Genomic DNA, 25331 nt, shown 5'->3' with positions numbered 1-25331 from the left:
CCACCATGAGCACCGACACCACCACCGCCGCCGGCACCACCCTCCTCGAAGCCACCGGCGTCACCATGCGCTTCGGCGGCCTCACCGCCGTACGGTCCGTGGACTTCACCGTCAACTCCGGAGAGATCGTCGGGCTCATCGGCCCCAACGGCGCCGGGAAGACGACCTTCTTCAACTGCCTCACCGGCCTCTACGTCCCCACCGAAGGCACCGTCGCCTACCGGGGCACCGTCCTGCCGCCCAAACCCCACCTCGTCACCCAGGCCGGCATCGCCCGCACCTTCCAGAACATCCGGCTCTTCGCCAACATGACCGTCCTGGAGAACGTGCTCGTCGGACGGCACACCCGCACCAAGGAAGGGCTCTGGTCCGCGCTCCTGCGCGGCCCCGGGTTCAAGAAGGCCGAACGCGAGTCCGAGGAACGCGCGATGGAACTCCTCGACTTCATCGGGCTCGCCCGCAAACGCGACCACCTCGCGCGCAACCTCCCCTACGGCGAGCAGCGCAAACTGGAGATCGCCCGGGCCCTCGCCAGCGACCCCGGACTCCTCCTCCTCGACGAGCCCACCGCGGGCATGAACCCCCAGGAGACCCGCACCACCGAAGAGCTCGTCTTCGCCATCCGGGACCAGGGCATCGCCGTCCTCGTCATCGAGCACGACATGCGCTTCATCTTCAACCTCTGCGACCGGGTCGCCTGCCTCGTCCAGGGCGAGAAGCTGGTGGAAGGCACCAGCAGCGTGGTCCAGAGCGACGAACGCGTGATCGCCGCCTACCTCGGCACCCCCTTCGACGGGGCGCCCGAGGACTCCGCCCTCGCCGAGGTCGTCGCCGCCGAGGCCGCCGCCCACGCCGACCCGACCGGTGGTGCCACGGAATCCGACACCCCGCGCGACGCCCCCTCCAGCGGCCCGTCCGACGCCCCGTCCGGCGGCCCGCACGAAGGCACCCGCGCCACCCGCCCGGAAGGGGACACCCCGTGACCGCGCTCCTGGAAGTCAAGGACCTCAGGGTCGCCTACGGCAAGATCGAAGCCGTCAAGGGCATCTCCTTCACCGTGGACGCGGGACAGGTCGTCACCCTCATCGGCACCAACGGAGCGGGGAAGACCACCACCCTGCGCACCATCTCCGGCCTCCTCAAACCGCTCAGCGGCAGCATCACCTTCGCCGGCACCCCGCTCGGCGCCACCCCCGCGCACAAGATCGTCGCCCTCGGGCTCGCCCACTCCCCCGAAGGCCGCCACATCTTCCCCCGGCTCACCATCGAGGAGAACCTCCAACTCGGCGCCTTCCTCCGCAAGGACACCGAGGGCATCCAGCAGGACGTCCAGCGCGCCTACGACCTCTTCCCCATCCTCGGCGAACGCCGCAGACAAGCCGCCGGCACGCTCTCCGGCGGCGAGCAGCAGATGCTCGCCATGGGCCGCGCCCTGATGTCCCGCCCCAAACTGCTCATGCTCGACGAGCCGTCCATGGGCCTCTCCCCGATCATGATGCAGAAGATCATGGCCACCATCGCCGAGCTCAAGGCCCAGGGCACCACCATCCTGCTCGTCGAACAGAACGCCCAGGCCGCGCTCTCCCTCGCCGACCAGGGGCACGTGATGGAGATCGGCAAGATCGTCCTGTCCGGCGCAGGGCCCGACCTCCTCCACGACGAGTCGGTCCGCAAGGCGTACCTCGGCGAGGACTGAACCCGCACACGACGAGGCCCGCTGCCCGGAGATCCCCTCTCCGGGCAGCGGGCCCCGTACCGCGGTGCGCGTGCCTACTGCTGCTGGTCCTTGGCGGCCCGGCGCTCCTTGCCGTCCTCGATCACGGCCTCCGCGACCTCCCGCATCGACAGCCGGCGGTCCATCGACGTCTTCTGGATCCAGCGGAACGCGGCGGGCTCCGACAGGCCGTACTCGGTCTGGAGCACCGACTTGGCCCGGTCCACCAGCTTCCGCGTCTCCAGGCGCTGGGTCAGGTCCGCGATCTCCTGCTCCAGGGTGCGCAGCTCGGTGAAGCGCGAGACCGCCATCTCGATCGCCGGCACGACGTCGCTCTTGCTGAACGGCTTCACCAGGTACGCCATCGCGCCCGCGTCGCGCGCCCGCTCCACCAGGTCCCGCTGGGAGAACGCGGTCAGCATCAGGACCGGGGCGATCGAGTCCTCCGCGATGCGCTCGGCGGCGGAGATCCCGTCCAGCTTCGGCATCTTCACGTCCAGGATCACCAGGTCCGGACGGAGTTCCCGGGCCAGCTCGACGGCCCGCTCGCCGTCGCCCGCCTCGCCGACCACGCTGTAGCCCTCTTCCTCCAGCATCTCTTTGAGGTCGAGGCGGATGAGCGCCTCGTCCTCGGCGATGACGACGCGGGTCGTCAGGGGAGGCACGTGGGACTTGTCGTCGTCTTCTACGGGCTGGGGCGGCTCGGGGGCGGTCACCTGGGGCTCCTCGTGGCGGGCCTGTCTGTCGTGGCAATGCAGCCTACCCAGCAGCGGACACGGGCGCCGACCCGGTATGCTGCTCGGGTGCCCTGCCGGGTTGGCGGAATGGCAGACGCTGATGTCTCAAACACATCTGTCCGAAAGGACGTGCGGGTTCGAATCCCGCACCCGGCACGCTTGAAGCGGAAGTTCACCTCGGTGTGAACCTCCGCTTTTTTTCTACCCGAAGCAGCCGTGCTCACGCAGGGTGGCCACGCCGTGCCCGCCGGGAAAGTCGTGCGTGCTCCCGGCGGGCCTCGGTGGCCGCGCGCCCGCGGCGGTCCGTCAGGACGGGTTGTCCCCGATGTGGTGGATCCGGACCAGGTTGGTGGAGCCGGAGACCCCGGGCGGGGAGCCGGCGGTGATCACCACCGTGTCGCCCTTCTTGCAGCGACCGATCTTCAGCAGTTGCTCGTCGACCTGCTCGACCATCGCGTCGGTGGAGTCGACGTGCGGGCCCAGGAAGGTCTCGACGCCCCAGGTGAGGTTGAGCTGGGAGCGGGTGGCCGGGTCGGGCGTGAAGGCGAGCAGGGGGATCGGCGAGCGGTAGCGGGACAGCCGCTTGACGGTGTCACCGGACTGGGTGAAGGCGACCAGGAACTTGGCGCCGAGGAAGTCACCCATCTCGGCGGCGGCCCTGGCCACCGCTCCGCCCTGCGTACGGGGCTTGTTGGCCTCGTCGAGGGGCGGCAGGCCCTTGGCGAGGAGGTCCTCCTCGGCCGCCTCGACGATGCGCGCCATGGTCCGCACGGTTTCGACGGGGTACTTCCCCACGCTCGTCTCGCCGGAGAGCATGACGGCGTCGGTGCCGTCGATGACGGCGTTGGCGACGTCGGACGCCTCCGCGCGGGTCGGACGGGAGTTCTCGATCATCGAGTCGAGCATCTGGGTGGCGACGATGACGGGCTTGGCATTGCGCCTGGCGAGTTTGACGGCCCGCTTTTGCACGAGCGGAACCTGCTCCAGGGGCATTTCGACCCCGAGGTCACCCCGGGCCACCATGATGCCGTCGAATGCGGCGACGATGCCCTCGATGTTCTCGACGGCCTGGGGCTTTTCGACCTTGGCGATGACCGGGACGAATCGCCCCTCTTCCCGCATGATGCGGTGGACGTCCCTGATGTCCTGTCCGCTCCGCACGAAGGAAAGGGCGATGACGTCGAACCCGGTGCGCAACGCCCAGCGGAGGTCGTCCTGGTCCTTGGTGGAGAGCGCGGGGACGGAGACCGCGACACCGGGGAGGTTCAGGCCCTTGTGGTCGGAGACCATGCCGCCCTCGATGACGGTGGTGCGCACCCGGGGGCCGTCCACGGCGACGACTTCGAGGGTGACCTTGCCGTCGTCCACGAGGATGCGTTCGCCCGCGGTCACGTCGGCGGCGAGGCCGTCGTACGTGGTCCCGCAGGTGTGGCGGTCGCCCTGGACGCCGTCCTCGACGGTGATGGTGAACGTGTCCCCGCGTTCAAGGAGTACGGGACCTTCGGTGAAGCGACCGAGCCGGATCTTCGGGCCTTGAAGGTCGGCGAGGGCGCCGACGCTGCGGCCGGTCTCGTCGGACGCCTTGCGGACGCGGTGGTAGCGCTCCTCGTGGTCGGCGTAGGAGCCGTGGCTGAGGTTGAAGCGGGCTACGTCCATTCCGGCTTCGACCAGTGACTTGATCTGGTCGTACGAGTCGACGGCGGGGCCCAGGGTACAGACGATTTTTGCTCGGCGCATGGTTCGAGAGTAGAGCTTACTGGCGGGTAGGAAATTGGTATGAGGTGACTGCCCAACATCCTTTGCATGAAAGGGTTTTAACAACTGTTGAATTGTGCACAGGGGTGCTCTGATGAGCATTTACCAGCGCCGGGGTGCGGCTATTCGGGCACGTTGGGTAGCCGCGCGTAGCCACTCGGGAAAAGCCGGGCGGGCCGGGTCACAGGCGCGGCGGGACGAGGGTGAAACGGGCGTGCACGGCGGCGTTGACGTACTGGCGCTGGGGTTCGAGGTCGAGCGGCGGGACGTCGGCGCCCTTGACGGCGCCGCCGGCGAACGCCGCGCTCCTGAAGCCGCCGGCCGCCGTGGGCCTCCAGTCGGCGCCGGCCGGCGCGTCGGCGCCGATGTCGGCGATTTCGACCAGATGGGCGACGGTGGTGCCGAGGGCCTCGGCGTACTCCCGGGCCCGCGTGACGGCGTCGTGGACGGCGCGCCGACGGACCTCGCGGTGCAGGGGCGAGGTGGGGCGCAGGTCCCACCAGGGGCCCTCGACCCGGGTGAGGTCCTGGTCGGCGAGCCGGGTGGTGAGTTCGCCGAGCACGTCGAAGTCGCCGAGCTCCGCGGTGAGGTGGATGTGTCCCTGGTAGTGCCGCACGTGGTCGGCCCGGCCGCGCTTGGTGAGGTGCGGGGTGAGGGTGAGGGTGCCGGTCTCCAGGTGCTCGACGGCGTCCCCCTGGGCGCGGATCAGGTCGAGGGTGGCGGTGTTGCGACGGGTGAGGTTGGTCAACAGCCGGGTGCGGTCGGTGTCGCGGGCGGTGAGGGTGACGGTGATGCGGGCGATCTCGGGGGCGGCTTCGAGGTGGGCCTCCCCGCGGACGGCGAGCCGGGGGGTGTCCGGGGTGCCGTAGGGCAGCGCGGTGGACTCGGCGGGGTGCTGAGGGGTGGTCATGGGGCCACTGTGGCACGGGGACGGGACCGGCGGGCGCGGGCGTCGGAGGCGAGCGGGGTGCGACGGGGTCCGGTGGCGGTGGCCCTAGGGGGTGGGGGCGGGTCAGCGGGGTGGTCAGCGGGCGGCGGTCAGCGGGCTTCCTTGAGCGGGGTGAGCGTCAGTTCCCCGACGGGGCCGACGGGTGCGGGTCGGCTGAGCCCGAAGGTGGTGAAGGCGGTGCGGGCCGGCAGTGGGTAGGGGTTCTTGCCGGTCACGGAGTTGAGGATGGTGGCGCTGCGCCAGGCGGCGAGCCCCAGGTCCGGGGTGCCGACGCCGTGGGTGTGGCGTTCCGCGTTCTGGACGTAGAGGTGGCGGCCGGTGGCGCCCAGGGAGGGGGCGAGGACGAGGCGTTGGTGCCGGTCGACGCGGAGCCGTCCGGAGGCGTCGTGGCGCAGATGGGGGGTGAGTTCGGCGAGCAGGGGGGTCAGGGGGCGTTCCCGGTAACCGGTGGCGAGGACGACGGCATCGGTGGTGAGGCGGCTGCGGGTGCTCTGCTGGGCGTGTTCCAGGTGGAGTTCGACCCGGGTGGTGGCGACGCGTCCCGCGGTGCGGACGGTGACGCCCGGGGTGAGGACGGCGTCGGGCCAGCCGCCGTGCAGGGTGCGCCGGTACAGCTCCTCGTGGATGGCGCTGATGGTCTCGGTGTCGATGCCCTTGTGGAGCTGCCACTGTCGGGGGACGAGGGTGTCCCGGACGGGCTCGGCGAGGTCGTGGAAGTAGTGGGTGTAGTCCGGGGTGAAGTGTTCGAGGCCGAGTTTGGAGTACTCCATGGGGGCGAACGCCTCGGTGCGGGCCAGCCAGTGGAGGCGTTCGCGTCCGGGGGGCCGGTGGCGCAGCAGGTCGAGGAAGACCTCCGCGCCGGACTGGCCGGAGCCGATGACGGTGACGTGGTCGGCGGCGAGGAGGCGGGCGCGGTGGGTGAGGTAGTCCGCGGAGTGGTGGACGGGGACGGTGGGGTCGGCGGCGAGGGGGCGCAGGGGGTCGGGGACGTGGGGGGCGGTGCCGATGCCGAGGGCGATGTTCTTGGCCAGGGCACGACCGGTGGGCCCGGGCTCGCCGTCCGGTCCGGTCCGGGTGAACTCCACCTCGAAGAGCGCGCGTTCGGGGTTCCAGCGGATGGTGTCGACGTGATGGCCGAAGTGGAGGGTGGGGAGGCGGTCGCTCACCCAGCGGCAGTAGGCGTCGTACTCGGTGCGCGGGATGTGGAAGCGCTCGGAGAAGTAGAAGGGGTAGAGGCGGTCGTGGGCGCGGAGGTAGTTGAGGAAGGTCCAGGGGCTGGCGGGGTCGGCGAGGGTGACCAGGTCGGCGAGGAAGGGGACTTGGAGGGTGGCGCCGTCGATGAGGAGTCCGGGGTGCCAGTGGAAGGCGGGGTGGGGGTCGTAGAAGGCGGTGTCGAGGGTGGTGAGGGGGTGGGCGAGGGCGGCCAGGGAGAGGTTGAAGGGGCCGATGCCGACGCCGATGAGGTCGCGGGGGGTGCCGGGGTCGCGGCGGGGCGCGGGAGTCACCAAGGGCGCTGCGGGCGGCGGGGTGGGAGTCATCGTCGGGGGTGTCCTTCCACCAGGTCGAGGAGGGTGGTGAGGTCGTGGGGGCTGGTGTGGGGGTTGAGGACGGTGGCCTTGAGCCAGAGGCGGCCGTCCGCGCGGGCGCGGCCGAGGACGGCGTCCCCGTCGTGGAGGAGGCGGCGGCGCAGGGCGGCGAGGTGGTGGTCGTCGGCGTCCCGGGGGCGGAAGAGCACGGTGCTGATGGTGGGGGCGGCGTGCAGTTCCAGGCGGGGGCGGCGGGTGATGAGGTCGGCGAGGGCGTGGGCGTGGGCGCAGACCTGGTCGACGAGGGCGCCGAGGCCGTGGCGGCCGAGGGCGCGGAGGGTGACGGCGAGTTTGAGGACGTCGGGGCGGCGGGTGGTGCGCAGCGAGCGGGTGAGGAGGTCGGGGAGGCCGGCTTCGGTGTCGTCGTCGGCGTTGAGGTAGTCGGCTCGGGTGGTGAGGTGGGCGAGGTCGCGGGGGGCGCGGACGGCGAGGAGTCCGGTGGCGACGGGCTGCCAGCCGAGTTTGTGGGCGTCGAGGGTGACGGTGTGGGCGTGGTGGATGCCGGTGAGGAGGTGGCGGTGGGTGTCGCTGAAGAGGAGTCCGCCCCCGTACGCGGCGTCGAGGTGGAGGCGGGCGCCGTGCCGGGCGGCGAGCCGGGCGAGGTCGGGGAGGGGGTCGATGAGTCCGGCGTCGGTGGTTCCGGCGGTGGCGGCGACGAGGGCGGGCCCGGGGACGCGGCTGAGCGCGGTGTGCAGGTCCTCGGGGTGGAGGGTGCCGGTGGGGGTGGGGATGACGTGGGGTTCGGGCAGGCCGAGGAGCCAGGCGGCGCGGCGCAGTGAGTGGTGGGCGTTGGCGCCGCAGACGAGGGTGGTGCGGCCGTGGAGTTCCCGGGCGAGGAGCAGGGCGAGTTGGTTGGACTCGGTGCCGCCGGTGGTGACGAGGGCCGTGGGGGGTTCGGTGGCGGGCCCGGGGGTGGGGGCGTCGCGGTAGACGAGGGCGGCGAGTTCGGTGGTGACGAGGGCTTCGAGGGCGGAGGCGGCGGGGGCCTGGTCCCAGGAGTCGAGGGAGGGGTTGAGGGCGCTGGCGGCGAGGTCGGCGGCGGTGGCGACGGCCAGCGGGGGGCAGTGCAGATGGGCGGCGCACAGGGGGTCGGCGGGGTCGGCGGCGCCTTCGGTGAGCATCCGGACGAGGGTGTGCAGGGCTTCTTCGGCTCCGGTGCCGTGCTCGGGGAGCGCGGGTGCGGCGGTGGCCCGGACGCGGTGGGTGACGGCGGCGGGTCCGCCGGCCGGGAGGGGTCCGCCGCGGGTGGCGGCGCCGGTGCCGAGGGCGCGGAGCACGGTGGCGACGAGGGGTCTGAGGTGGGTGGGTCCGTGGGTTCCCCCGGCGAGTGGCGGCTGCGCGCTCATGGTGGTGCCTTTCGGGTGCTGGGGCGCGAAATGCCCAGCCTGGCGGCCTGGTTGGGACGGTCGCGTAGATCCACAGGAAGGGAACCCGAAAGAGTTACGGCGGGTGGACGGGCGGGTGGCCCGTCCACCCGCCGTGGGGTGGGGGCGGCCGCGCCGGGGCGGGGCCGCGGGGGGTGGTCAGGTGCCGCGCACGCGCAGGGCCCGGGCGAGGTCGTCGAGTTGGTCGGCGAGCCGCCGGTGGAGGGCGGGGGTGGTGGCGGGGTCGTCCAGGGCGGCCCGGCCGAGGGCGAGGGTGTCGGGGGCGACGGCGTGCGCGGGGAAGCCGTGGTGGCCGACGGCGGTGGCGATGGCGGGGCCGCGGCGGGCGGAGACCGCGATGGCGTCGCTGAAGTACCGGGGCACGTAGTCGGCGACGAGCTCGGCCTGCTCGGGCTGCCAGAAGCCCTGTGCGGTGGCGGTGAAGAGGTAGTTGGAGAGCTGGTCGTCGGAGTGGAAGAGGGCGTCCCAGGCGGCGCGCTTGGCCTCGGGGTCGGGGAGGGCGGCGCGGCAGCGGGCGGCGCCCTCCTGTCCGCTGGCGCTGGGGTCGCGGGCGAGTTCGGCGTCGATGGCGGCCTGGTCGGTGGCGCCGAGGACGGCGAGGCGGCCGAGGATGCGCCAGCGCAGTTCGGGGTCGAGTTCGGGGCCGCCGGGGACGGTGCCGTCGGCGAGCCAGTCCTCGATGGTGTCGGGGTGGGCCGCCGCGGAGATGTAGTGGCGGACGGCGATCAGTCGCAGTCCGGGGTTCTCGCCGTCCTCGGTGCGGCGGATCAGCGAGCGGCAGATCCCGGTGAGGGCGGTCAGCGCTTCGGGGCGCTGGGCGGGGGTGAGGTAGCGGTCGGCGATGTGGGTGGCGGTGAAGGTGAGGACGCCCTGGACGAGGGCGAGGTCGGTCTCGGCCGGGAGGTGGGCGGCGGCGGTGGCGAGGTAGGCGCCGGGTGCGAGGTCGCCGTCGCGGACCATGTCGCGCAGGGTGTTCCACAGCACGGCGCGGGCGAGCGGGTCGGGGACGCCGGAGAGGGTGCGCAGCGCGGTTTCCTCGGAGTGCGCGTCGAGGCGGACCTTGGCGTAGGTGTGGTCCTGGTCGTTGGGCAGGACCAGGGCGGGGCGCACCCCGGTGCGGGGGGCGGTGTCCCCGGTGCGGGGCACGTCGACGTCGAGGCGTTCGCGCAGGACGAGGGCGCCGGCGTCGTTGAGGTCGCGGTCGTAGACGCCGACGGTGACGCGGTGGGGGCGGGTGCCCTCGCGGTCGACGGTGAGGGCCCAGGTGCCGGGTCTGGCGGCGACGGTGGCGGTGAGGGTGTCGACTCCGGTGGTGCGCAGCCAGGCGTCGGCCCAGGCGGGCACGTCGCGTTCGGTGGCGCTGGCGACGGAGTCGATGAAGTCGGCGAGGGTGGCGTTGCCGAACTTGTGGCGGGCGAAGTGGGTGTTGATGCCGGTGAGGAAGTCCTTCTCGCCGAGCCAGGCGACGAGTTGGCGCAGCGCGGAGGCGCCCTTGGCGTAGGAGATGCCGTCGAAGTTGAGCAGGGCGGAGGCCGTGTCGTCCACGGCGTCCGGGGCGACGGGGTGGGTGGTGGGGCGCTGGTCGGCGTCGTAGCCCCACGCCTTGCGGGCGACCCCGAAGTCGACCCAGGTGCCGGTGAAGCGGGTGCACTCGGTGAGGGTCTGGTAGCCCATGTACTCGGCGAAGGACTCGTTCAGCCAGATGTCGTCCCACCACTTGAGGGTGACGAGGTCGCCGAACCACATGTGGGCCATTTCGTGGGCGATGACCATGGCCCGGGTCTGGCGTTCGGTGTCGGTGACGGCGGAGCGGTAGACGAACTCGTCGCGGAAGGTGACGAGGCCGGGGTTCTCCATGGCTCCGGCGTTGAACTCGGGGACGAACGCCTGGTCGTACGAGTCGAAGGGGTAGGGCTCCTCGAACTTCTCGTGGTAGCGGTCGAAGAGGGCCTTGGTCGTGTCGAGGATCTCGTCGGCGTCGGTGTCGAGGTAGGCGCCCAGCGAGCGGCGGCAGTGGATGCCGAAGGGGAGGCCGCGGTGTTCGGTGCGGACGCTGTGCCAGGGGCCGGCGGCGACGGCGAGGAGGTACGTGGAGATGCGGGGGGTGGTGGCGGCGGTCCAGCGGCCGTCGCCGTGGTCGGTGGTGACGGAGTTGGCGAGCACCGTCCAGTCGGTGGGGGCGGTGACGGTGAGGTCGAAGACGGCCTTGAGGTCGGGCTGGTCGAAGGCGGCGTAGACGCGTTGCACGTCGTCGAGGAAGAGCTGGCTGTAGACGTACGTCTCGCCGTCGGTGGGGTCGGTGAAGCGGTGCATGCCCTCGCCGGTGCGGCTGTAGCGCATCGTCGCGGTGAGGGTGAGTTCGTGGGCGCCCTCGGTGAGGGTGAGGGGCAGCCGGTTGTCGTCGAGGGCGGCGGGGTCGAGTGCGGTGCCGTCGAGGGTGACGGAGTGGAGCACGGCGGGCTTCAGCTCGACGAAGGTGTCCGCGTCCGCGCGGGAGACGAAGCGGATGACCGTGCGGGAGGCGAAGGTGTCGTCGCCGGTTGTGAGGTCCAGGTCGACGGTGTAGTGCTGGACGTCGAGGAGCTTGGCTCGGTTGTGCGCTTCGTCGCGCGTCAGTACGGACATGCTGCTCATGCTGCACGATGCGGGGCGCCGGGCACAGAGGCGGTGTCCGCTCCCGAGCGTTCTGGGGCACTTGTGCCTGTTGTTCTCGTGGCTCCCGGGGCGCATCGGGGGGCGCGGGGGCGCGACCTCCCGCTCCGGGGGCGCCGGTCGGGCGGGCGGGGCGGGTGCTCGTGCGGCCCTGGGTGGGGCGGCCGGAGCGGGCGCGGGGTGGCCGTCCGCCGGGAGCCGCCGTGGTGCGGAGGGTGCGCGGTGGCGCGGAGGGTGCGCGGTGCCGTGCCGTGGGTGGGGCCGTGCCGTGGGTGGGGCCGGGGTTCAGCTGCCGCCGGTCACGGATTCGTCCGCGATCTGTTCGTGGTGGCGGATCACTTCGGCGATGATGAAGTTGAGGAGCTTCTCCGCGAAGGCGGGGTCGAGCTTGGCGTTCTCGGCGAGGCTGCGCAGGCGGCTGATCTGCGCGGACTCTCGTGCGGGGTCGGCCGGCGGCAGGTGGTGGACGGCCTTGAGCAGGCCCACCTGCTGGGTGCACTTGAAGCGTTCCGCGAGCATGTGGACGACGGCGGCGTCGATGTTGTCGATGCTGTCGCGGAGGCGGGCGAGTTCGGCCCGGACGGCCGGTTCGGTGACGTCGGGGCGCTCGCCGCGGTCGGTTTCGGTGTCGCTGGAGGTCATGGTGGATCACCCTACGGGGCGGGCGGGGCGGAGGGTCGGGGGGTCGTCGGGGTCGGGGACGGTGGTGGACCAGCCGCCGGGCACCGCACGGCCCTGTTGCTCCCGGAAGCGCACGGGGGCCGTGCCCACCCGGCGGGTGAAGAGCCGGGAGAAGTACGCGGGGTCGTCGTAGCCGACGCGGCGGGCGATGGAGGCGACGGGGAGTTCCGTGGCGGCGAGCAGTTCCTTGGCGCGGCCGAGCCGGATGCCGAGGAGGTAGTCCTTGGGGCTGCACCCGGCGGCGCGGCGGACGGCGGTGCGCAGTTCCGCGGGGGTCATGCCGTGGCGGGCGGCGTGCTCGGCGACGGACAGCGGCTGGCAGGCGTCCCGGGCCAGGGCCTGGAGGACGGGGTCGCCGTCGGGGGCCGCGCCGGCGCGGGCGCGGCGCAGGGCGACGAGGAGTTCGTGGACGGCGGCCCCGGTCTCCACTTCGAGGAGGGGGTTGCCGCGGCGGGCCGCGCGGGCGATGCGGCCGACGGCGGCGCGGGGCCCGGAGGGGTCGGCGAGCGCGACGACGGGCCGTTCGGGTTCGATGTAGCCAAGTTCGGTGTAGGTGGCGGTGGCCGGGCCGGAGAAGTCGACGAAGCTCTCGTCCCAGCCGGTGCCGGGGTCGGGTCCGTAGTGGTGGGGGACGCCGGGGGTGAGCCAGAGCAGGGCGGGCGCGGTGATGGTGGTGCGGCGGCCGTCGGAGCTGCGGTACCAGCCCCGTCCCGCGGTGATGACGACGGCGACGTGGTGGTCGAGGGTGCGGGGTCCGACGGTGGGGAGGGTGCCGTGTTGCAGCCCGACGCCGAGGCAGACGAGTCCGAGTCGCTGGTGCAGCGGGCTCGGCGTGAAGTACCGCATCCAGGTGTGATACATCCGTCATCCCTCGCTCGTCGTCCCCGTCGGCGCCGGTGGACCGGACCGCGGGGGCACGGCCGGTGCCGCGGGGACGGTGCGGAGCCCTTTGCGTCCAATCACCCTTGATCTTTGTCCATGGACCGGGCCGCCCGCCAGGGGTGATCGTGTGGGTGCCGGTGAGCGAGAGGGACGTGATGGCCGAGTTCAGGGTGGGCGAGGACGACTTCGAGTTGGACGGGCGGCCGGTGCGGCTGCTGTCCGGGGCGCTGCACTACTTCCGGGTGCACGAGGAGCAGTGGGGCCACCGGTTGGCGATGCTGCGGGCGCTCGGTCTGAACTGCGTCGAGACGTACGTGCCGTGGAACCTGCACGAGCCGCGGCCGGGCGCGTACCGGGACGTGGAGCAGGTGGGGCGGTTCCTGGACGCGGTGCGGGCGGCCGGCATGTGGGCGATCGTGCGGCCGGGGCCGTACATCTGCGCCGAGTGGGAGAACGGCGGGTTGCCGCACTGGGTGACGGGGCCGCTGGGCCCGCGGGTGCGGACCCGGGACCCGGAGTTCCTGGTGGCCGTGGGGCGTTGGTTCGGGGCGCTGCTGCCGCAGGTCGTGGAGCGGCAGATCGACCACGGGGGCCCGGTGGTCATGGTGCAGGTGGAGAACGAGTACGGCTCGTACGGGTCGGACGCCGCGTATCTGCGGGGGCTCGCGGACCTGCTGGTGGACCTCGGGGTGCGGGTGCCGCTGTTCACCTCGGACGGGCCCGAGGACCACATGCTGACCGGGGGGTCGGTGCCGGGCGTGCTGGCGACGGTGAACTTCGGGTCACGGGCGCGGGAGGGCTTCGACGTGCTGCGGCGGCACCGGGCGACGGGGCCGCTGATGTGCATGGAGTTCTGGTGCGGCTGGTTCGACCACTGGGACGCGGAGCACGTGGCGCGGGACGCGCAGGACGCCGCCGGGGCGCTGCGGGAGATCCTGGAGTGCGGTGCGTCGGTCAATCTCTACATGGCGTTCGGGGGGACGAACTTCGCGGGGTGGGCGGGGGCGAACCGCGCCGGGGAGCTCCACGACGGGCGGCTGGAGCCGGACGTCACCTCGTACGACTACGACGCCCCGGTGGACGAGTTCGGCCGGGTGACGGAGAAGTTCCGGTTGATGCGGGAGGTCCTCGCCGCGTACGCGGACGGCCCCTTGCCCCCGGTTCCGCCGGCGCCCCCGGTGCTGGGCGCGCCGGTGACGGCGGGGCCGTTGGAGCGGGTGCCGTTGGTGACGGTGCTGGAGGGGCTCGGCGACCCGGAGTCGACGCACGGGGTGCCGCCGACGTTCGAGGAGCTGGGGGTGGACCGGGGGCTGGTGCGGTACGCGCTGGAGGTGCCGGGGCCCCGGCAGCCGTACGAGGTGCGGGTGCGGGGGTTGCGGGACCTCGCCCGGGTCCACGTGGACGGGGTGTGGGCGGGGACGCTCACCGAACAGGAGGCGGTGCTCCCGGTGCCGGTCGCGGGGCCGGCCCGGCTGGAGCTGTGGGTGGAGTCGCTGGGCCGGGTGAACTACGGGCCGCGGCTCGGGGAGGCGAAGGGGCTGACGGGCGGCGTCCTGCACGAGCGGCAGTACCTGCACGGGGTGCGGGCGCGGGCGCTGCGGCTCGACGCGTTCGACGACGCGGAGCGGGTGCGCGCACTGGAGCCGGTGGACGGACCGGGCGGCGCGGAGCCGGGCGACGACGGCCGGGGGTTGTACCGGGGCGGCTTCGAGGTGCGGGGGCCGGTGGGGGACGCGGTGCTGGAGCTGCCCGGCTGGGGTCGGGGTTTCGCCTGGGTCAACGGCGTCAACGTGGGGCGCTACTGGTCGGTGGGCCCGCAGCAGCGGTGGTACGTCCCGGGGCCGTTGCTCCGCGAGGGCGTCAACGAGCTGTGGCTGTTGGAGTGCGAGGCGCCCGGCGCCGCGCCCGCCCTCACTCCCCCCTGAGCGGCGGGCGCCACGGCCCCCGGTGCTCCGGCGTCCCCACGAGGGCCGCGCGCAGGCCCGTGCGGGGGGGGGGGGGGGGGGACGGAGCACCGGGGGCCGCGTGCTTCGGCCCTGCCGGTCGGACGCTTACAGGGTGCTGGCCGCGGAGGCGATCTGTGCGGCGAAGGTGGACACCTCGGTGTACACCCCGGGGTAGCCGGGCCGTGCGCAGCCCTGTCCCCAGCTCACGATGCCGACCTGGATCCAGGCCCCGGCGGCGTCCCGGCGGAACATGGGTCCGCCGGAGTCGCCCTGACAGGTGTCCACCCCGCCGTTCTGGACGTTGCCGGCGCACAGTTCCTCGCCGGGCACCAGGGAGGACCCGTACGCCTGCTGGCAGACGGCGTCGCTGACGTACGGGACGTTCGCCTTCAGCAGGTACCGCTGTTGGGCTCCGCCCTCGCGCGCTGCGCCCCATCCGGCGACAGTGAAGGTCCCGGTGTTGTAGGCGGTGGTGGTGGCGATGTTCAGGGTGGGCAGGTTGATGGGCTGGGCGAGCTTGATGAGGGCCCAGTCCTTGCCGGTGCCGTTGTAGCCGGGGGCCTGCAGCACGTAGGTGGAGCGCACCGTGATGGCGCTGGGGCTGCGGAGGTCGACGACCCCGGCGGTCGCGGTGATGGAGGTGTTCGGCCCCGAGCCGCTGACGCAGTGCGCCGCGGTGAGGACGATCTGCTGGGTGTAGAGGGTGCCGCCGCAGCCCATGGAGAGCCGGACCATGAACGGGAACTCGCCCTGGGCCGCCCGGGTGCCGCCGACGACGGGCGAGGGGGCGGCCTGCGCGGTGCTCAGGGGCTGGAGCGAGACGGCGGCGAGGAGGACCGCACCGGCGGCTATGAGCCGTCTGACGCCGGCGAACTTCTTCAGGATCTTCAAGGTGCGTCCCTTCGTGGGGGAGGGTGGCCGCCGGACGGGCGTGGTGCGGGCTCGGTGCGGTGCGCGCCGGTCGACACGTACCACCCCGACCCTGAACATGACATGGACCCGCCAAGCGTTTCTGGATTATGGAGATCGCCCGCGGTCCGCGGCAAGGGCCCGATTCCGGACACCGGCCACACGCGGGCGGCGTGAACCCACCTACAGTGGAAATCGGTTCAGCGCCTTCAGGGGGTTCGGACGTGGCGAACGGCGGAACGATCGAACACGGATTCCCCCACCTGGAGACGGTGCGGTCAGCGATCACCGCCCTGTACCGACGACTGTCCCGCGACACCGTCGACGCCTTCGGCACCAGCGTCACCCCGGCCGACGTGGCCTTCGACGACCTCGACGACCTGCACCTCGGCGCGCAGCGGGTGGCCCGCGAGATGGTGCGGCACTACCGCCTGCCGCACGCCCGGATGATCGTCAGCTTCCGGGAGATGACCCATGCGGCGCACGTGGAACTCACCCCGGGGCCGGAGTACTTCATCGAGCTGAACGACCGGTTCCGCACCCACCGGCGGGACATCGGCGCGGCCCTCGCCCACGAAGTGGCGCACGTGTACCTGCACCGGCTCGACCTGTCGTTCCCCGACACCGGGGACAACGAGATCCTGACCGACACCACCGCCGCGTACCTGGGCGCGGGGTGGCTGCTCCTCGACGCCTACCGGGAGGACGCCGTCTCCTCGCAGAAGCTCGGGTACCTGACCCCCGAGGAGTACGGGTACGTGCTCGCCAAACGGGCGCTGCTGTTCGACGAGGACCCGTCGCCGTGGTTCACCAGCCCGCAGGCGTACGAGGCGTACGCACGGGGGCTGGCCCGGGCCCGGTCGGACGCGAGGCGACCGCCGTTGGCTGCGGCGGGCTGGGCGGGGCGCCGCCGGTACGCACGGGACCGCCGCAGCGCCCGGGACCGCGGGGCGGCGCCGGCCTCCGACGACCGGTACTGCTTCGAGGGCCGTTCACCCCTACGGGTGCGGTTCGCCTGCCCCACCTGCCACCAGCGGATCAGGGTCCCGGTGCGCGGACCGGTCCGGGTGCGCTGCGCACTGTGCCGGACGGTGTTGGACTGCGACACCTGACCCGCGGGGGCGCCCGCCCGCGGAAATCGCCTTGTGCCGGGGCCGCGCCCTCGGTCAGGGTGCCGTCATGGACTCTCCCGGCGACCGGACCGCACCCGGCGCACCGCTCCACGACGCCGTACTGCTGAGCCTCGGGGACCCCGAGGCCGCCGCGCGGGAACTCACCGTGCTGTTGGAGCGCGGGCTCGACCCGGACGGCCCGGACGAGGACGGGCTGACACCGCTGTACGCCGCCGCCGTCCAGGGCGCCGCCGACCTCGTCCGCCTGTTGCTGGCGGCGGGGGCGGCACCCGATCGGCCGAGCGGCACGGAGGGGCTGCCGCTGTGCGCGGCGGCGGTCTGGGGCCACCTCGCGGTGGTGCGGGAGCTCCTGGCCGCGGGGGCCCGGCCGGACGCCCGGGAGGAGTTCGACCTCACTCCCCTGGCCTGGGCGGTGCGCGGCGGGCACGTCGAGGTGGTGGAAGCGCTGCTCGATGCGGGGGCCGACCCCGATCTGCCCGGGGCCGGCGAGGAATCCCCGCTGTGCGCGGCGGCCGACCGCGGCTCTCCCGCGATCGTGCGGGCGCTGCTCGGGCGGGGTGCCGTGGCCGGGCGCGCGCAGGCCCTGGCGACGGCGCGGCGCTGGTCCGCCCTGGACGTCGAGGCGGAGTTGACGGCGAGGCTGCGGGCCGCGCACTCTGCGCCGGGGGCGGCCTTCTCGGTGCGGCGGACGCTCGGTGCTGATGGCACGGAACGTGTTGAGGTATGGCTGCTCGGGTCGGACGGTGCGGCGCGTTCCGGTGACTCCCGGGACGCGGGCCACGCGGAGGTCGTACGGCTCCTGGAGGCCGTGCGACCCGGCGCGTCCGCCTGAGCCCTTCCGGTGCGCTGTCCCGTGCGGGTGCGTGGTGGTTGCTCGCGCCGTTCCCCGCGCCCCTTGGGTACGCCCACCTGCGCGTGCGCTGTCCGGCAGGGTGCATTGCGGTTGCCCGCGCCGTTCCCCGCGCCCCCTTCGGTGCGTTCCGTTCGACGTGCGCTGCTCGGTGCGGGTGCGTGGTGGCTTTGCGCCGTTCCCCGCGCCCCTGGATCTCGGGCGCTTCTCGACGCCGTCGTCCGCAGCCACAACCGGACCCCCGACAGGCCCGCACAAGACAGCGCACCCCCAGCGGAACGCACCGAATAGGGGCGCGGGGAACTGCGCAAAGCGGCCAGCGCACCGAGCCGGACAACGCACGCCCAGGCGGACGCACCCAAGGGGCGCGGGGAACTGCGCAAATCGCACCGCGCACCCGCGCAGGACAGCGCACCGCCAGGTGAACGCACCGGAGGGGTCAGGGCTCGGTGGGGCGGGGCGGGGCCAGGTACAGGACCGCCAGGGTGACTCCGCGGACCAGGAGCCCACCGAGCAACGCGGTCAGGAACCCGTCCACCGTGTGCCCGCCGATCGACCGGTCCGCCGCGTACGAGACCAGTAGCCAGATGAGCGTGTCCTGGACGAAGCCGAACCCCGCGAGGAGGAGCACCACCCCGGCGGGGGCGGTCCGTATCTCGTTCGGGTAAGCGTAGATCAGCTGGTTGACGATGATGAAGATCGAGACCGTGACGACCAGGGCGACGCCCCCGGATTCGAAGGGGGCGACGGAGATTCCGGGGAGGACTCCGACCGCGAGGGAGACCCCGGCGAGCGTCCCGAGGACCCGCGGCAACTGCGTGTGCTTCCTGTGACCTGCCATGGAGACATCTTGACACCCCGCACGACATAAATGCCCGTGAATTCAGTTCACAGTTTTGTATCAGCGTGCGGCGGTCAACAGGTCAGTGGGAGGGGAAGCCCCGCTGCCGCGCCGTCTCGTAGAGCAGGACGGTCGCCGCCGCCGCCGCGTTGAGGGAGCTGGCGGCCCCGCCGATCGGGATGCTGACCGTCTCGTCGCACAGTTCGCGCCAGGCGCCGCTCATCCCCGAGGTCTCGTTGCCGATCACCACGAGCACCGGGCCCGTCAGATCCGTCCGGGTGAGCCCGGCCGTCCCCCGCTCGTCGGTGCCGACGATCCGCAGCGGCACCCCCCGCGCACGGAGCCCCGTCGCCCAGTCCGCGACGGACTGCGGGGAGGGCACCCGGACCACCGGGACCGCGAAGAGGGAGCCGGTGCTCGCGCGCAGCGACTTGGGATCGTAGATGTCGGCGGCGTGGCCGGAGACGATGACCCCGTGGGCGCCGAAGGCGTCGGCCGAGCGGACGAGGGTGCCGATGTTGCCCGGGGTGATGGGGCGGTCGAAGGCCACGCCCAGGAAGTCGGGGCCCGGGGACATCCGGTCGAGCCGGTCCTCCGGCATCGCCGCCACGCCCAGCAGCTCGGGGACCGTGTCCTCCTTGCCGCCGAGTTCGTGCAGGAGCTCCGAGGCGACGGCGATCCGGGAGGTCTCGGCGGGGACCCGGTCGAGGAAGTCGCGCGCCCAGCGGGAGGGGCTGCGGTCCCCGGCGTACAGCACCTCGCGCAGCGGCCAGTCGTGGTCCAGGGCGAGGGTGAGGGGCCGGACCCCCTGCACCAGGAACTCCCCCGCGCGCTGGCGCTTGGTGCGGTTGCCCAGGAGGGCCTGCCACTGCTGGAACCTGGCGTTGCGGGTGGTCACCCTAAGCGGCGGACCGCCTCGGCGCGGCGCACGGTGCTGCTGACTCATCCCTCCACTCTCCCACCCCGCGCGCCCCGGGCAGAACCCGCACCGGAACGCCCGGGGAGCGGCGCCCCCGGGCGGTGGAAGTGCTCGGCGCCCGACCCCCACGTCCGGTCGGGGACGGGGGCGGGCGCCGAGCTGTACCGTACGCCGTTGTACGGAACGACTGGTGACGGACCGACGGTCCGTCGGGCGGTCATGGACCGCGGGTGGGTCAGACCATGATGGACCGGTCGGTGGGCCGCACCGGGAAGGGCAGCTCGCTCGCTCCGGTCAGGAAGCGGTCGACCCCCCGGGCCGCGGAGCGCCCCTCGGCGATCGCCCACACGATGAGCGACTGTCCCCGTCCCGCGTCCCCGGCGACGAACACGCCGGGCACGTTGGTCTGGTACTCGGCGTCCCGGGCGACGTTCCCGCGCGCGTCGAGTTCCAGCCCGAACTGGGCGACGAGCCCGTTCTCCTGGTCGGTGCCGGTGAAGCCCATCGCCAGGGTGACCAGCTGCGCGGGCAGGGTGCGCTCGGTGCCGGGCCGCTGGACCAGCTTGCCGTCCACGAACTCGACCTCGACCAGGTGCAGCGCCCGGACGTTGCCGTCCTCGTCGCCCTCGAAGTGGGTGGTGGACACGGAGTAGACCCGCTCACCGCCCTCCTCGTGCGCGGAGGTCACCTTGTACAGCATGGGGAAGGTCGGCCACGGCTGGTTGGCGTTCCGCTCCTCGCCCGGGCGCGGCATGATCTCCAGCTGGGTCACGGACAGCGCGCCCTGGCGGTGGGCCGTGCCCACGCAGTCGGCGCCCGTGTCGCCGCCGCCGATGACGACGACGTGCTTGCCCTCGGCGGTGATCGGCGGGGTGACGTAGTCGCCCTCCTGCACCTTGTTGGCGAGCGGCAGGTACTCCATCGCGAAGTGCACGCCGCCCAGCTCGCGGCCGGGCACGGGCAGGTCGCGGGAGACGGTGGCGCCGGCGGCGATGACGACGGCGTCGTACCGCTTGCGCAGCTTCACCGCGTCGATGTCCCGGCCGATCTCCACGCCGGTGCGGAACTTGGTGCCCTCGGCGCGCATCTGCTCGATGCGGCGGTTGATGTGCCGCTTCTCCATCTTGAACTCGGGGATGCCGTAGCGCAGCAGCCCGCCCACGCGGTCGGCCCGCTCGTAGACGGCGACGGTGTGCCCGGCCCGGGTGAGCTGCTGGGCGGCGGCGAGCCCGGCCGGACCGGAGCCGATGACGGCGACGGTCTTGCCCGACAGCCGGTCGGGGGCCTGCGGGGCGACGTCCCCGTTGTCCCACGCCTGGTCGATGATGGAGACCTCGACGTTCTTGATGGTCACCGCGGGCTGGTTGATGCCGAGGACGCAGGCCGACTCGCACGGGGCGGGGCAGAGCCGCCCGGTGAACTCGGGGAAGTTGTTGGTGGCGTGCAGGCGCTCGGAGGCGGCCTGCCAGTCCTTGCGGTAGGCGAAGTCGTTCCACTCGGGGATGAGGTTCCCGAGCGGGCACCCGTTGTGACAGAACGGGATGCCGCAGTCCATGCAGCGGCTCGCCTGGTCGCTGATGATCGGCAGCAGGGAGCCGGGGACGTAGACCTCGTTCCAGTCGCGCACCCGCTCCGGCACCGGGCGGGAACAGGCGCCCTGGCGGCCGTGGTTCAGGAAGCCCTTCGGGTCAGCCATTGATCGCCGCCTCCATCATCTTCTCGGTGATCTCGGACTCGGAGAGCCCGTCTCGCTCGGCGGCGTCCTTGGCGGCGAGCACTGCCTTGTACGTACTGGGGATGATCTTGCTGAAGCGGTCGGCGGCGGTGTCCCACTCGGCGAGCAGCTTCCTGGCGACCGTGGAACCGGTCTCCTCGTGGTGGCGGCGCACCACGTCGTGCAGCCACTGCTTGTCGTCGGCGTCGAGGGGTTCCACGGCGCCGAGGTTGCCGGCGTTGACGTGGGCCGGGTCGAGGTCGATGACGTAGGCGGTCCCGCCGGACATGCCCGCGGCGAAGTTCCGTCCGGTCTCGCCGAGGACGACGGCCTGGCCGCCGGTCATGTACTCGCAGCCGTGGTCACCGACGCCCTCGGAGACGACCAGCGCCCCGGAGTTGCGGACGCAGAACCGTTCGCCGGTGCGGCCCCGCAGGAACATCTCGCCGCCGGTGGCGCCGTAGCCGATGGTGTTGCCGGCGATGGTGGAGAACTCGGCGAGGTGGTCGGCCGAGCGGTCGGGCCGGACGACGATCCGTCCGCCGGACAGGCCCTTGCCGACGTAGTCGTTGGCGTCGCCCTCCAGCCGCAGGGTGACCCCGCGCGGCACGAACGCGCCGAACGACTGGCCCGCGGACCCGGTGAAGGTGATGTCGATGGTGTCGTCGGGCAGGCCCGCGCCACCGAACTTCCGGGTCACCTCGTGACCGAGCATGGTGCCGACGGTGCGGTTGATGTTACGGATCGCGACCCGGGCGCGCACCGGGGCCGCCGCCTCCTGCGAGGTGGCGGCGAGCGCGTCGGCGGCGATCCGGATCAGCTCGTTGTCGAGTGCCTTCTCCAGCCCGTGGTCCTGCTCGACGAGCTGGTGGCGGACGGCGCCCTCGGCCAGTTCCGGGACGTGGAACAGCGGCGCGAGGTCGAGGCCCTGGGCCTTCCAGTGGTGGACGGCCCGGCTGACGTCGAGCGCCTCCGCGTGGCCGACGGCCTCCTCGATGGAGCGGAAGCCCAGCTCGGCGAGGATCTCGCGGACCTCCTCGGCGACGAACTCGAAGAAGTTGACGACGAACTCGGCCTTGCCGGAGAACCGGTCGCGCAGCACCGGGTTCTGGGTGGCGATGCCGACCGGGCAGGTGTCCAGGTGGCAGACGCGCATCATCACGCAGCCGGAGACGACGAGCGGCGCGGTCGCGAAACCGAACTCCTCGGCGCCCAGCAGCGCGGCGATCACCACGTCGCGGCCGGTCTTGAGCTGACCGTCGGTCTGGACGACGATCCGGTCCCGCAACCCGTTGAGCAGCAGGGTCTGCTGGGTCTCGGCGAGGCCGAGCTCCCAGGGACCGCCGGCGTGCTTGAGCGAGGTGAGCGGGGAGGCGCCGGTGCCGCCGTCGTGGCCGGAGATGAGGACGACGTCCGCGTGCGCCTTGGAGACGCCCGCGGCGACCGTGCCGACCCCGACCTCGGAGACCAGCTTCACATGGATGCGGGCCTTCGGGTTGGCGTTCTTCAGGTCGTGGATGAGCTGGGCGAGGTCCTCGATGGAGTAGATGTCGTGGTGCGGCGGCGGGGAGATCAGCCCGACGCCCGGGGTGGAGTGCCGGGTCTTGGCGACCCACGGGTACACCTTGTGGCCGGGCAGCTGCCCGCCCTCGCCGGGCTTGGCGCCCTGCGCCATCTTGATCTGGATGTCGTCGGCGTTCACCAGGTACTCGGAGGTGACGCCGAAGCGGCCGGAGGCGACCTGCTTGATGGAGGAACGGCGCGCCGGGTCGTACAGGCGCTCCGGGTCCTCGCCGCCCTCACCGGTGTTGGACTTGCCACCCAGCTGGTTCATGGCGATGGCCAGCGTCTCGTGGGCCTCGCGGGAGATGGACCCGTACGACATGGCACCGGTCGAGAACCGCTTGACGATGTCGGCGACGGACTCGACCTCGTCCAGCGGGACGGGGGCGCGTCCACTGTCGAAGTGGAACAGGCCGCGCAGCGTCATCAGCCGCTCGGACTGCTCGTTCACCCGGTCCGTGTACTGCTTGAAGACGTCGTAGCGGCGGTTGCGGGTGGCGTGCTGGAGCCGGAAGACGGTCTCCGGGTCGAACAGGTGCGGCTCGCCCTCGCGGCGCCACTGGTACTCGCCGCCGATCTCCAGCGCGCGGTGCGCCGGCGCGATCCCGGACACCGGGTACGCCTTGGCGTGCCGGGCGGCGACCTCCTCGGCGATGACGTCGATGCCGACGCCACCGATCTTGGTGGCGGTGCCGTTGAAGTACCGGTCGACGAACGCGTCGGCCAGGCCGACGGCCTCGAAGACCTGGGCGCCCCGGTAGGAGGCGACGGTCGAGATGCCCATCTTGGACATGACCTTGAGGACGCCCTTGCCCAGCGCGTAGATCAGGTTCCGGATCGCGGCCTCGGGCTCGCCCCCGGGCAGGAACGTCCCGGCGCGGACCAGGTCCTCGACGGACTCCATGGCGAGGTACGGGTTGACCGCGGCGGCGCCGAAGCCGATGAGCAGGGCCACGTGGTGGACCTCGCGCACGTCGCCCGCCTCGACCAGCAGGCCCACGTGGGTGCGCTGCTTGGTGCGGATGAGGTGGTGGTGGACGGCGGCGGTGAGCAGCAGCGACGGGATCGGCGCGTGCTCGGCGTCGGAGTGCCGGTCGGACAGGACGATCAGCCGGGCGCCGGCGTCGATCGCGTCGTCGGCCTCGGCGCAGATGGCGTCCAGCCGGGCGGCGAGCGCGTCACCGCCGCCGGAGACCCGGTACAGACCGGACAGCGTCACGGCCTTCATCCCGGGCATGTCGCCATCGGCGTTGATGTGGATGAGCTTGGCCAGCTCGTCGTTGTCGATGACGGGGAACGGCAGGGTGACGCTGCGACAGGACGCGGCGGTCGGGTCGAGGAGGTTGCCCTGCGGGCCCAGCGAGGAGCGCAGCGAGGTCACCAGTTCCTCGCGGATGGCGTCCAGCGGCGGGTTGGTGACCTGCGCGAAGAGCTGGGTGAAGTAGTCGAAGAGCAGACGGGGCCGCGCGGAGAGGGCCGCGATGGGGGTGTCGGTGCCCATGGAACCGATGGGTTCCGTGCCGGACTTCGCCATCGGGGCGACCAGGATGCGCAGTTCCTCCTCGGTGTAACCGAAGGTCTGCTGGCGGCGGGTGACCGAGGCGTGGGTGTGCACGATGTGCTCGCGCTCGGGGAGGTCCTCCAGCTCGATCTCGCCGACCTCCAGCCACTCCCGGTAGGGCTGCTCGGCGGCGAGGCCGGCCTTGATCTCGTCGTCCTCGATGATGCGGTGCTCGGCGGTGTCCACCAGGAACATCCGGCCGGGCTGGAGACGGCCCTTGCGGACGACGCGCGCGGGGTCGATGTCGAGGACGCCCACCTCGGAGCCGAGGACGACGAGCCCGTCATCGGTTACCCAGTAGCGGCCCGGACGCAGTCCGTTGCGGTCGAGGACGGCGCCGACCTGAACGCCGTCGGTGAAGGTGACGCAGGCGGGGCCGTCCCAGGGTTCCATCATCGTGGCGTGGAACTGGTAGAAGGCGCGGCGCTCCGCGTCCATGGAGGTGTGGTTCTCCCACGCCTCCGGGATCATCATCAGCACGCTGTGCGGCAGGGAACGACCGCCGAGGTGGATGAGTTCCAGGACCTCGTCGAAGGACGCCGAGTCGGAGGCGTCCGGGGTGCAGATCGGGAAGATCCGGTCGAGGGCGGCCCGGTCGCCGAAGAGGTCGGAGGCGAGCTGCGACTCACGGGCGCGCATCCAGTTGCGGTTGCCCTTGACGGTGTTGATCTCACCGTTGTGGGCGACGAACCGGTACGGGTGGGCCAGCGGCCAGCTCGGGAACGTGTTGGTGGAGAACCGGGAGTGCACCAGCGCGACGGCACTGGCGAAGCGGCGGTCGGACAGGTCGGGGAAGAACGGTTCGAGCTGTCCGGTGGTGAGCATGCCCTTGTAGACGATCGTCCGCGCGGACAGCGAGGGGAAGTACACCCCGGCCTCGCGCTCGGCGCGCTTGCGCAGCACGAACGCCTTGCGGTCGAGGGCGATCCCGGTGCTCGCGCCGTCGGTGACGAACAGCTGTCGGAAGACCGGCATCGTGGAGCGGGCGGTGGCGCCGAGGAGCTGGGGCGCAACGGGCACCTCGCGCCAGCCGAGGACGGTCAGGCCCTCTTCGGCGGCGAGGGCGTCGATGCGCGCGGTGTGCTCGTCGGTGCCGTGCTGCGGCAGGAAGGCGATGCCGACGGCGTAGGCACCGGCCCCGGGCAGCGGGAAGTCGGTGATCTCGCGGAGGAACGCGTCGGGCACCTGGGTGAGGATTCCGGCGCCGTCCCCGGAGTCGGGCTCGGAGCCGGTGGCGCCGCGGTGCTCAAGGTTGCGCAGAACCGTGAGTGCCTGGTCGACCAGCGTGTGGCTCGCCTCGCCGGTGAGGGTGGCCACGAAACCGACGCCACAGGCGTCGTGCTCGTTGCGCGGGTCGTACATCCCCTGTGCGGCAGGGCGAGCGTCCATGTGCGCCCAGGGGGCGCTCACGGGGAGCTGGGACGGCTGGCGCGGCGTACGCATCGGCACTCCCGTCGTCGTCGTGGCATGTTTCCAGTGCCGAGGGACGACGTTGGCCCTCTGCGAAAATTTCGTGCAGGTTACATGATGGAATGCTTCTCGAAAAGCGGATTA

Annotated in this window: 18 protein-coding genes and 1 tRNA gene; 6 read left to right on the top strand and 13 right to left on the bottom strand. The window is 72.4% G+C overall.

The features are described from left to right. Nucleotides 1–5 precede the first annotated feature (5 nt). Nucleotides 6–983, top strand: coding sequence for an ATP-binding cassette domain-containing protein (locus ACFYOU_RS10875; protein ID WP_391304980.1), 978 nt, complete (start codon nucleotides 6–8; stop codon nucleotides 981–983). Beyond that, nucleotides 980–1696, top strand: coding sequence for an ABC transporter ATP-binding protein (locus tag ACFYOU_RS10870; RefSeq protein ID WP_385485456.1), 717 nt, complete (start codon nucleotides 980–982; stop codon nucleotides 1694–1696). The genes ACFYOU_RS10875 and ACFYOU_RS10870 overlap by 4 nt, the downstream gene beginning before the upstream one ends. A gap of 74 nt (nucleotides 1697–1770) precedes the next feature. On the opposite strand, the gene ACFYOU_RS10865 is transcribed toward ACFYOU_RS10870, so the two are convergent. Beyond that, complete coding sequence (locus ACFYOU_RS10865; RefSeq protein ID WP_387006165.1) at nucleotides 1771–2430, bottom strand: ANTAR domain-containing response regulator; 660 nt, start codon at nucleotides 2428–2430, stop codon at nucleotides 1771–1773. Nucleotides 2431–2524: 94 nt separating this feature from the next. Between ACFYOU_RS10865 and ACFYOU_RS10860 the strand changes: the two genes are divergently transcribed. Then, nucleotides 2525–2607, top strand: a tRNA-Leu gene (locus tag ACFYOU_RS10860). A 150-nt stretch (nucleotides 2608–2757) separates the two neighbouring features. Here the strand turns inward: ACFYOU_RS10860 and pyk are convergent. The 7 genes from pyk to ACFYOU_RS10825 form a co-directional block, all read right to left on the bottom strand. After that, complete coding sequence (pyk, locus tag ACFYOU_RS10855; protein ID WP_385485460.1) at nucleotides 2758–4188, bottom strand: pyruvate kinase; 1431 nt, start codon at nucleotides 4186–4188, stop codon at nucleotides 2758–2760. 199 nt (nucleotides 4189–4387) lie between these two features. After that, nucleotides 4388–5116, bottom strand: a complete 729-nt coding sequence (locus ACFYOU_RS10850; RefSeq protein ID WP_389761392.1) for an SIMPL domain-containing protein — start codon at nucleotides 5114–5116, stop codon at nucleotides 4388–4390. 128 nt (nucleotides 5117–5244) lie between these two features. Then, nucleotides 5245–6693, bottom strand: coding sequence for a SidA/IucD/PvdA family monooxygenase (locus ACFYOU_RS10845; protein ID WP_391304760.1), 1449 nt, complete (start codon nucleotides 6691–6693; stop codon nucleotides 5245–5247). Beyond that, a complete protein-coding gene (locus tag ACFYOU_RS10840; RefSeq protein WP_391304758.1) occupies nucleotides 6690–8087 on the bottom strand; it encodes an aminotransferase class V-fold PLP-dependent enzyme in 1398 nt (465 codons plus the stop codon). Before ACFYOU_RS10840 ends, ACFYOU_RS10845 begins: the two co-directional genes overlap by 4 nt. 177 nt (nucleotides 8088–8264) lie before the next feature. After that, nucleotides 8265–10760: an aminopeptidase N gene (gene pepN, locus ACFYOU_RS10835; protein ID WP_391304756.1), complete on the bottom strand. Its 2496-nt coding sequence runs from the start codon at nucleotides 10758–10760 to the stop codon at nucleotides 8265–8267. Nucleotides 10761–11063: 303 nt separating this feature from the next. After that, nucleotides 11064–11420, bottom strand: coding sequence for a chorismate mutase (locus ACFYOU_RS10830; protein ID WP_385485470.1), 357 nt, complete (start codon nucleotides 11418–11420; stop codon nucleotides 11064–11066). A 6-nt stretch (nucleotides 11421–11426) separates the two neighbouring features. Then, nucleotides 11427–12320, bottom strand: coding sequence for a helix-turn-helix domain-containing protein (locus ACFYOU_RS10825; RefSeq protein ID WP_389761402.1), 894 nt, complete (start codon nucleotides 12318–12320; stop codon nucleotides 11427–11429). 176 nt (nucleotides 12321–12496) lie between these two features. Between ACFYOU_RS10825 and ACFYOU_RS10820 the strand changes: the two genes are divergently transcribed. Next, nucleotides 12497–14266: a beta-galactosidase gene (locus ACFYOU_RS10820; RefSeq protein ID WP_391304978.1), complete on the top strand. Its 1770-nt coding sequence runs from the start codon at nucleotides 12497–12499 to the stop codon at nucleotides 14264–14266. A 126-nt stretch (nucleotides 14267–14392) separates the two neighbouring features. Here ACFYOU_RS10820 and ACFYOU_RS10815 read toward each other — a convergent pair whose 3' ends face one another. Beyond that, nucleotides 14393–15172, bottom strand: a complete 780-nt coding sequence (locus ACFYOU_RS10815; RefSeq protein ID WP_391304977.1) for a trypsin-like serine protease — start codon at nucleotides 15170–15172, stop codon at nucleotides 14393–14395. Nucleotides 15173–15420: 248 nt separating this feature from the next. Here ACFYOU_RS10815 and ACFYOU_RS10810 point away from each other — a divergent pair, with 248 nt between their 5' ends. Then, complete coding sequence (locus ACFYOU_RS10810; RefSeq protein WP_391304754.1) at nucleotides 15421–16308, top strand: hypothetical protein; 888 nt, start codon at nucleotides 15421–15423, stop codon at nucleotides 16306–16308. A 67-nt stretch (nucleotides 16309–16375) separates the two neighbouring features. Next, nucleotides 16376–17161 (top strand): ankyrin repeat domain-containing protein, encoded by a 786-nt coding sequence (locus ACFYOU_RS10805; protein WP_391304752.1) that lies wholly within the window; start codon nucleotides 16376–16378, stop codon nucleotides 17159–17161. A gap of 457 nt (nucleotides 17162–17618) precedes the next feature. Here the strand turns inward: ACFYOU_RS10805 and ACFYOU_RS10800 are convergent, their stop codons facing one another. The 4 genes from ACFYOU_RS10800 to gltB form a co-directional block, all read right to left on the bottom strand. Next, a complete protein-coding gene (locus ACFYOU_RS10800; RefSeq protein ID WP_391304750.1) occupies nucleotides 17619–18020 on the bottom strand; it encodes a hypothetical protein in 402 nt (133 codons plus the stop codon). 82 nt (nucleotides 18021–18102) lie between these two features. Then, entirely contained in the window at nucleotides 18103–18966 is an 864-nt protein-coding gene (locus ACFYOU_RS10795; RefSeq protein WP_389761414.1) for a TrmH family RNA methyltransferase, read from the bottom strand. Between the two features lie 208 nt (nucleotides 18967–19174). After that, complete coding sequence (locus ACFYOU_RS10790) at nucleotides 19175–20635, bottom strand: glutamate synthase subunit beta (RefSeq protein ID WP_389761416.1); 1461 nt, start codon at nucleotides 20633–20635, stop codon at nucleotides 19175–19177. After that, nucleotides 20628–25220: a glutamate synthase large subunit gene (gene gltB / locus ACFYOU_RS10785; protein ID WP_391304748.1), complete on the bottom strand. Its 4593-nt coding sequence runs from the start codon at nucleotides 25218–25220 to the stop codon at nucleotides 20628–20630. Before gltB ends, ACFYOU_RS10790 begins: the two co-directional genes overlap by 8 nt. Nucleotides 25221–25331 lie beyond the last annotated feature (111 nt).

The sequence above is a fragment of the Streptomyces sp. NPDC005955 genome (genome assembly GCF_042871255.1).
Lineage (GTDB): Bacteria > Actinomycetota > Actinomycetes > Streptomycetales > Streptomycetaceae > Streptomyces.
The sequence above is the reverse complement of the archived record's forward strand: the minus strand, read 5'-3'. Positions and strand labels throughout refer to the sequence as shown.

Bases quoted from the DNA above. Each gene is read 5' to 3' on its own strand.
- ACFYOU_RS10825 (WP_389761402.1), bottom strand. From the start codon at position 12,320: ATGTATCACACCTGGATGCGGTACTTCACGCCGAGCCCGCTGCACCAG.
- ACFYOU_RS10800 (WP_391304750.1), bottom strand. From the start codon at position 18,020: ATGGCAGGTCACAGGAAGCACACGCAGTTGCCGCGGGTCCTCGGGACG.
- ACFYOU_RS10805 (WP_391304752.1), top strand. From the start codon at position 16,376: ATGGACTCTCCCGGCGACCGGACCGCACCCGGCGCACCGCTCCACGAC.
- ACFYOU_RS10830 (WP_385485470.1), bottom strand. From the start codon at position 11,420: ATGACCTCCAGCGACACCGAAACCGACCGCGGCGAGCGCCCCGACGTC.
- ACFYOU_RS10790 (WP_389761416.1), bottom strand. From the start codon at position 20,635: ATGGCTGACCCGAAGGGCTTCCTGAACCACGGCCGCCAGGGCGCCTGT.
- pyk (WP_385485460.1), bottom strand. From the start codon at position 4,188: ATGCGCCGAGCAAAAATCGTCTGTACCCTGGGCCCCGCCGTCGACTCG.
- ACFYOU_RS10795 (WP_389761414.1), bottom strand. From the start codon at position 18,966: ATGAGTCAGCAGCACCGTGCGCCGCGCCGAGGCGGTCCGCCGCTTAGG.
- gltB (WP_391304748.1), bottom strand. From the start codon at position 25,220: ATGCGTACGCCGCGCCAGCCGTCCCAGCTCCCCGTGAGCGCCCCCTGG.
- ACFYOU_RS10845 (WP_391304760.1), bottom strand. From the start codon at position 6,693: ATGACTCCCACCCCGCCGCCCGCAGCGCCCTTGGTGACTCCCGCGCCC.
- ACFYOU_RS10850 (WP_389761392.1), bottom strand. From the start codon at position 5,116: ATGACCACCCCTCAGCACCCCGCCGAGTCCACCGCGCTGCCCTACGGC.
- ACFYOU_RS10875 (WP_391304980.1), top strand. From the start codon at position 6: ATGAGCACCGACACCACCACCGCCGCCGGCACCACCCTCCTCGAAGCC.
- pepN (WP_391304756.1), bottom strand. From the start codon at position 10,760: ATGAGCAGCATGTCCGTACTGACGCGCGACGAAGCGCACAACCGAGCC.
- ACFYOU_RS10820 (WP_391304978.1), top strand. From the start codon at position 12,497: ATGGCCGAGTTCAGGGTGGGCGAGGACGACTTCGAGTTGGACGGGCGG.
- ACFYOU_RS10840 (WP_391304758.1), bottom strand. From the start codon at position 8,087: ATGAGCGCGCAGCCGCCACTCGCCGGGGGAACCCACGGACCCACCCAC.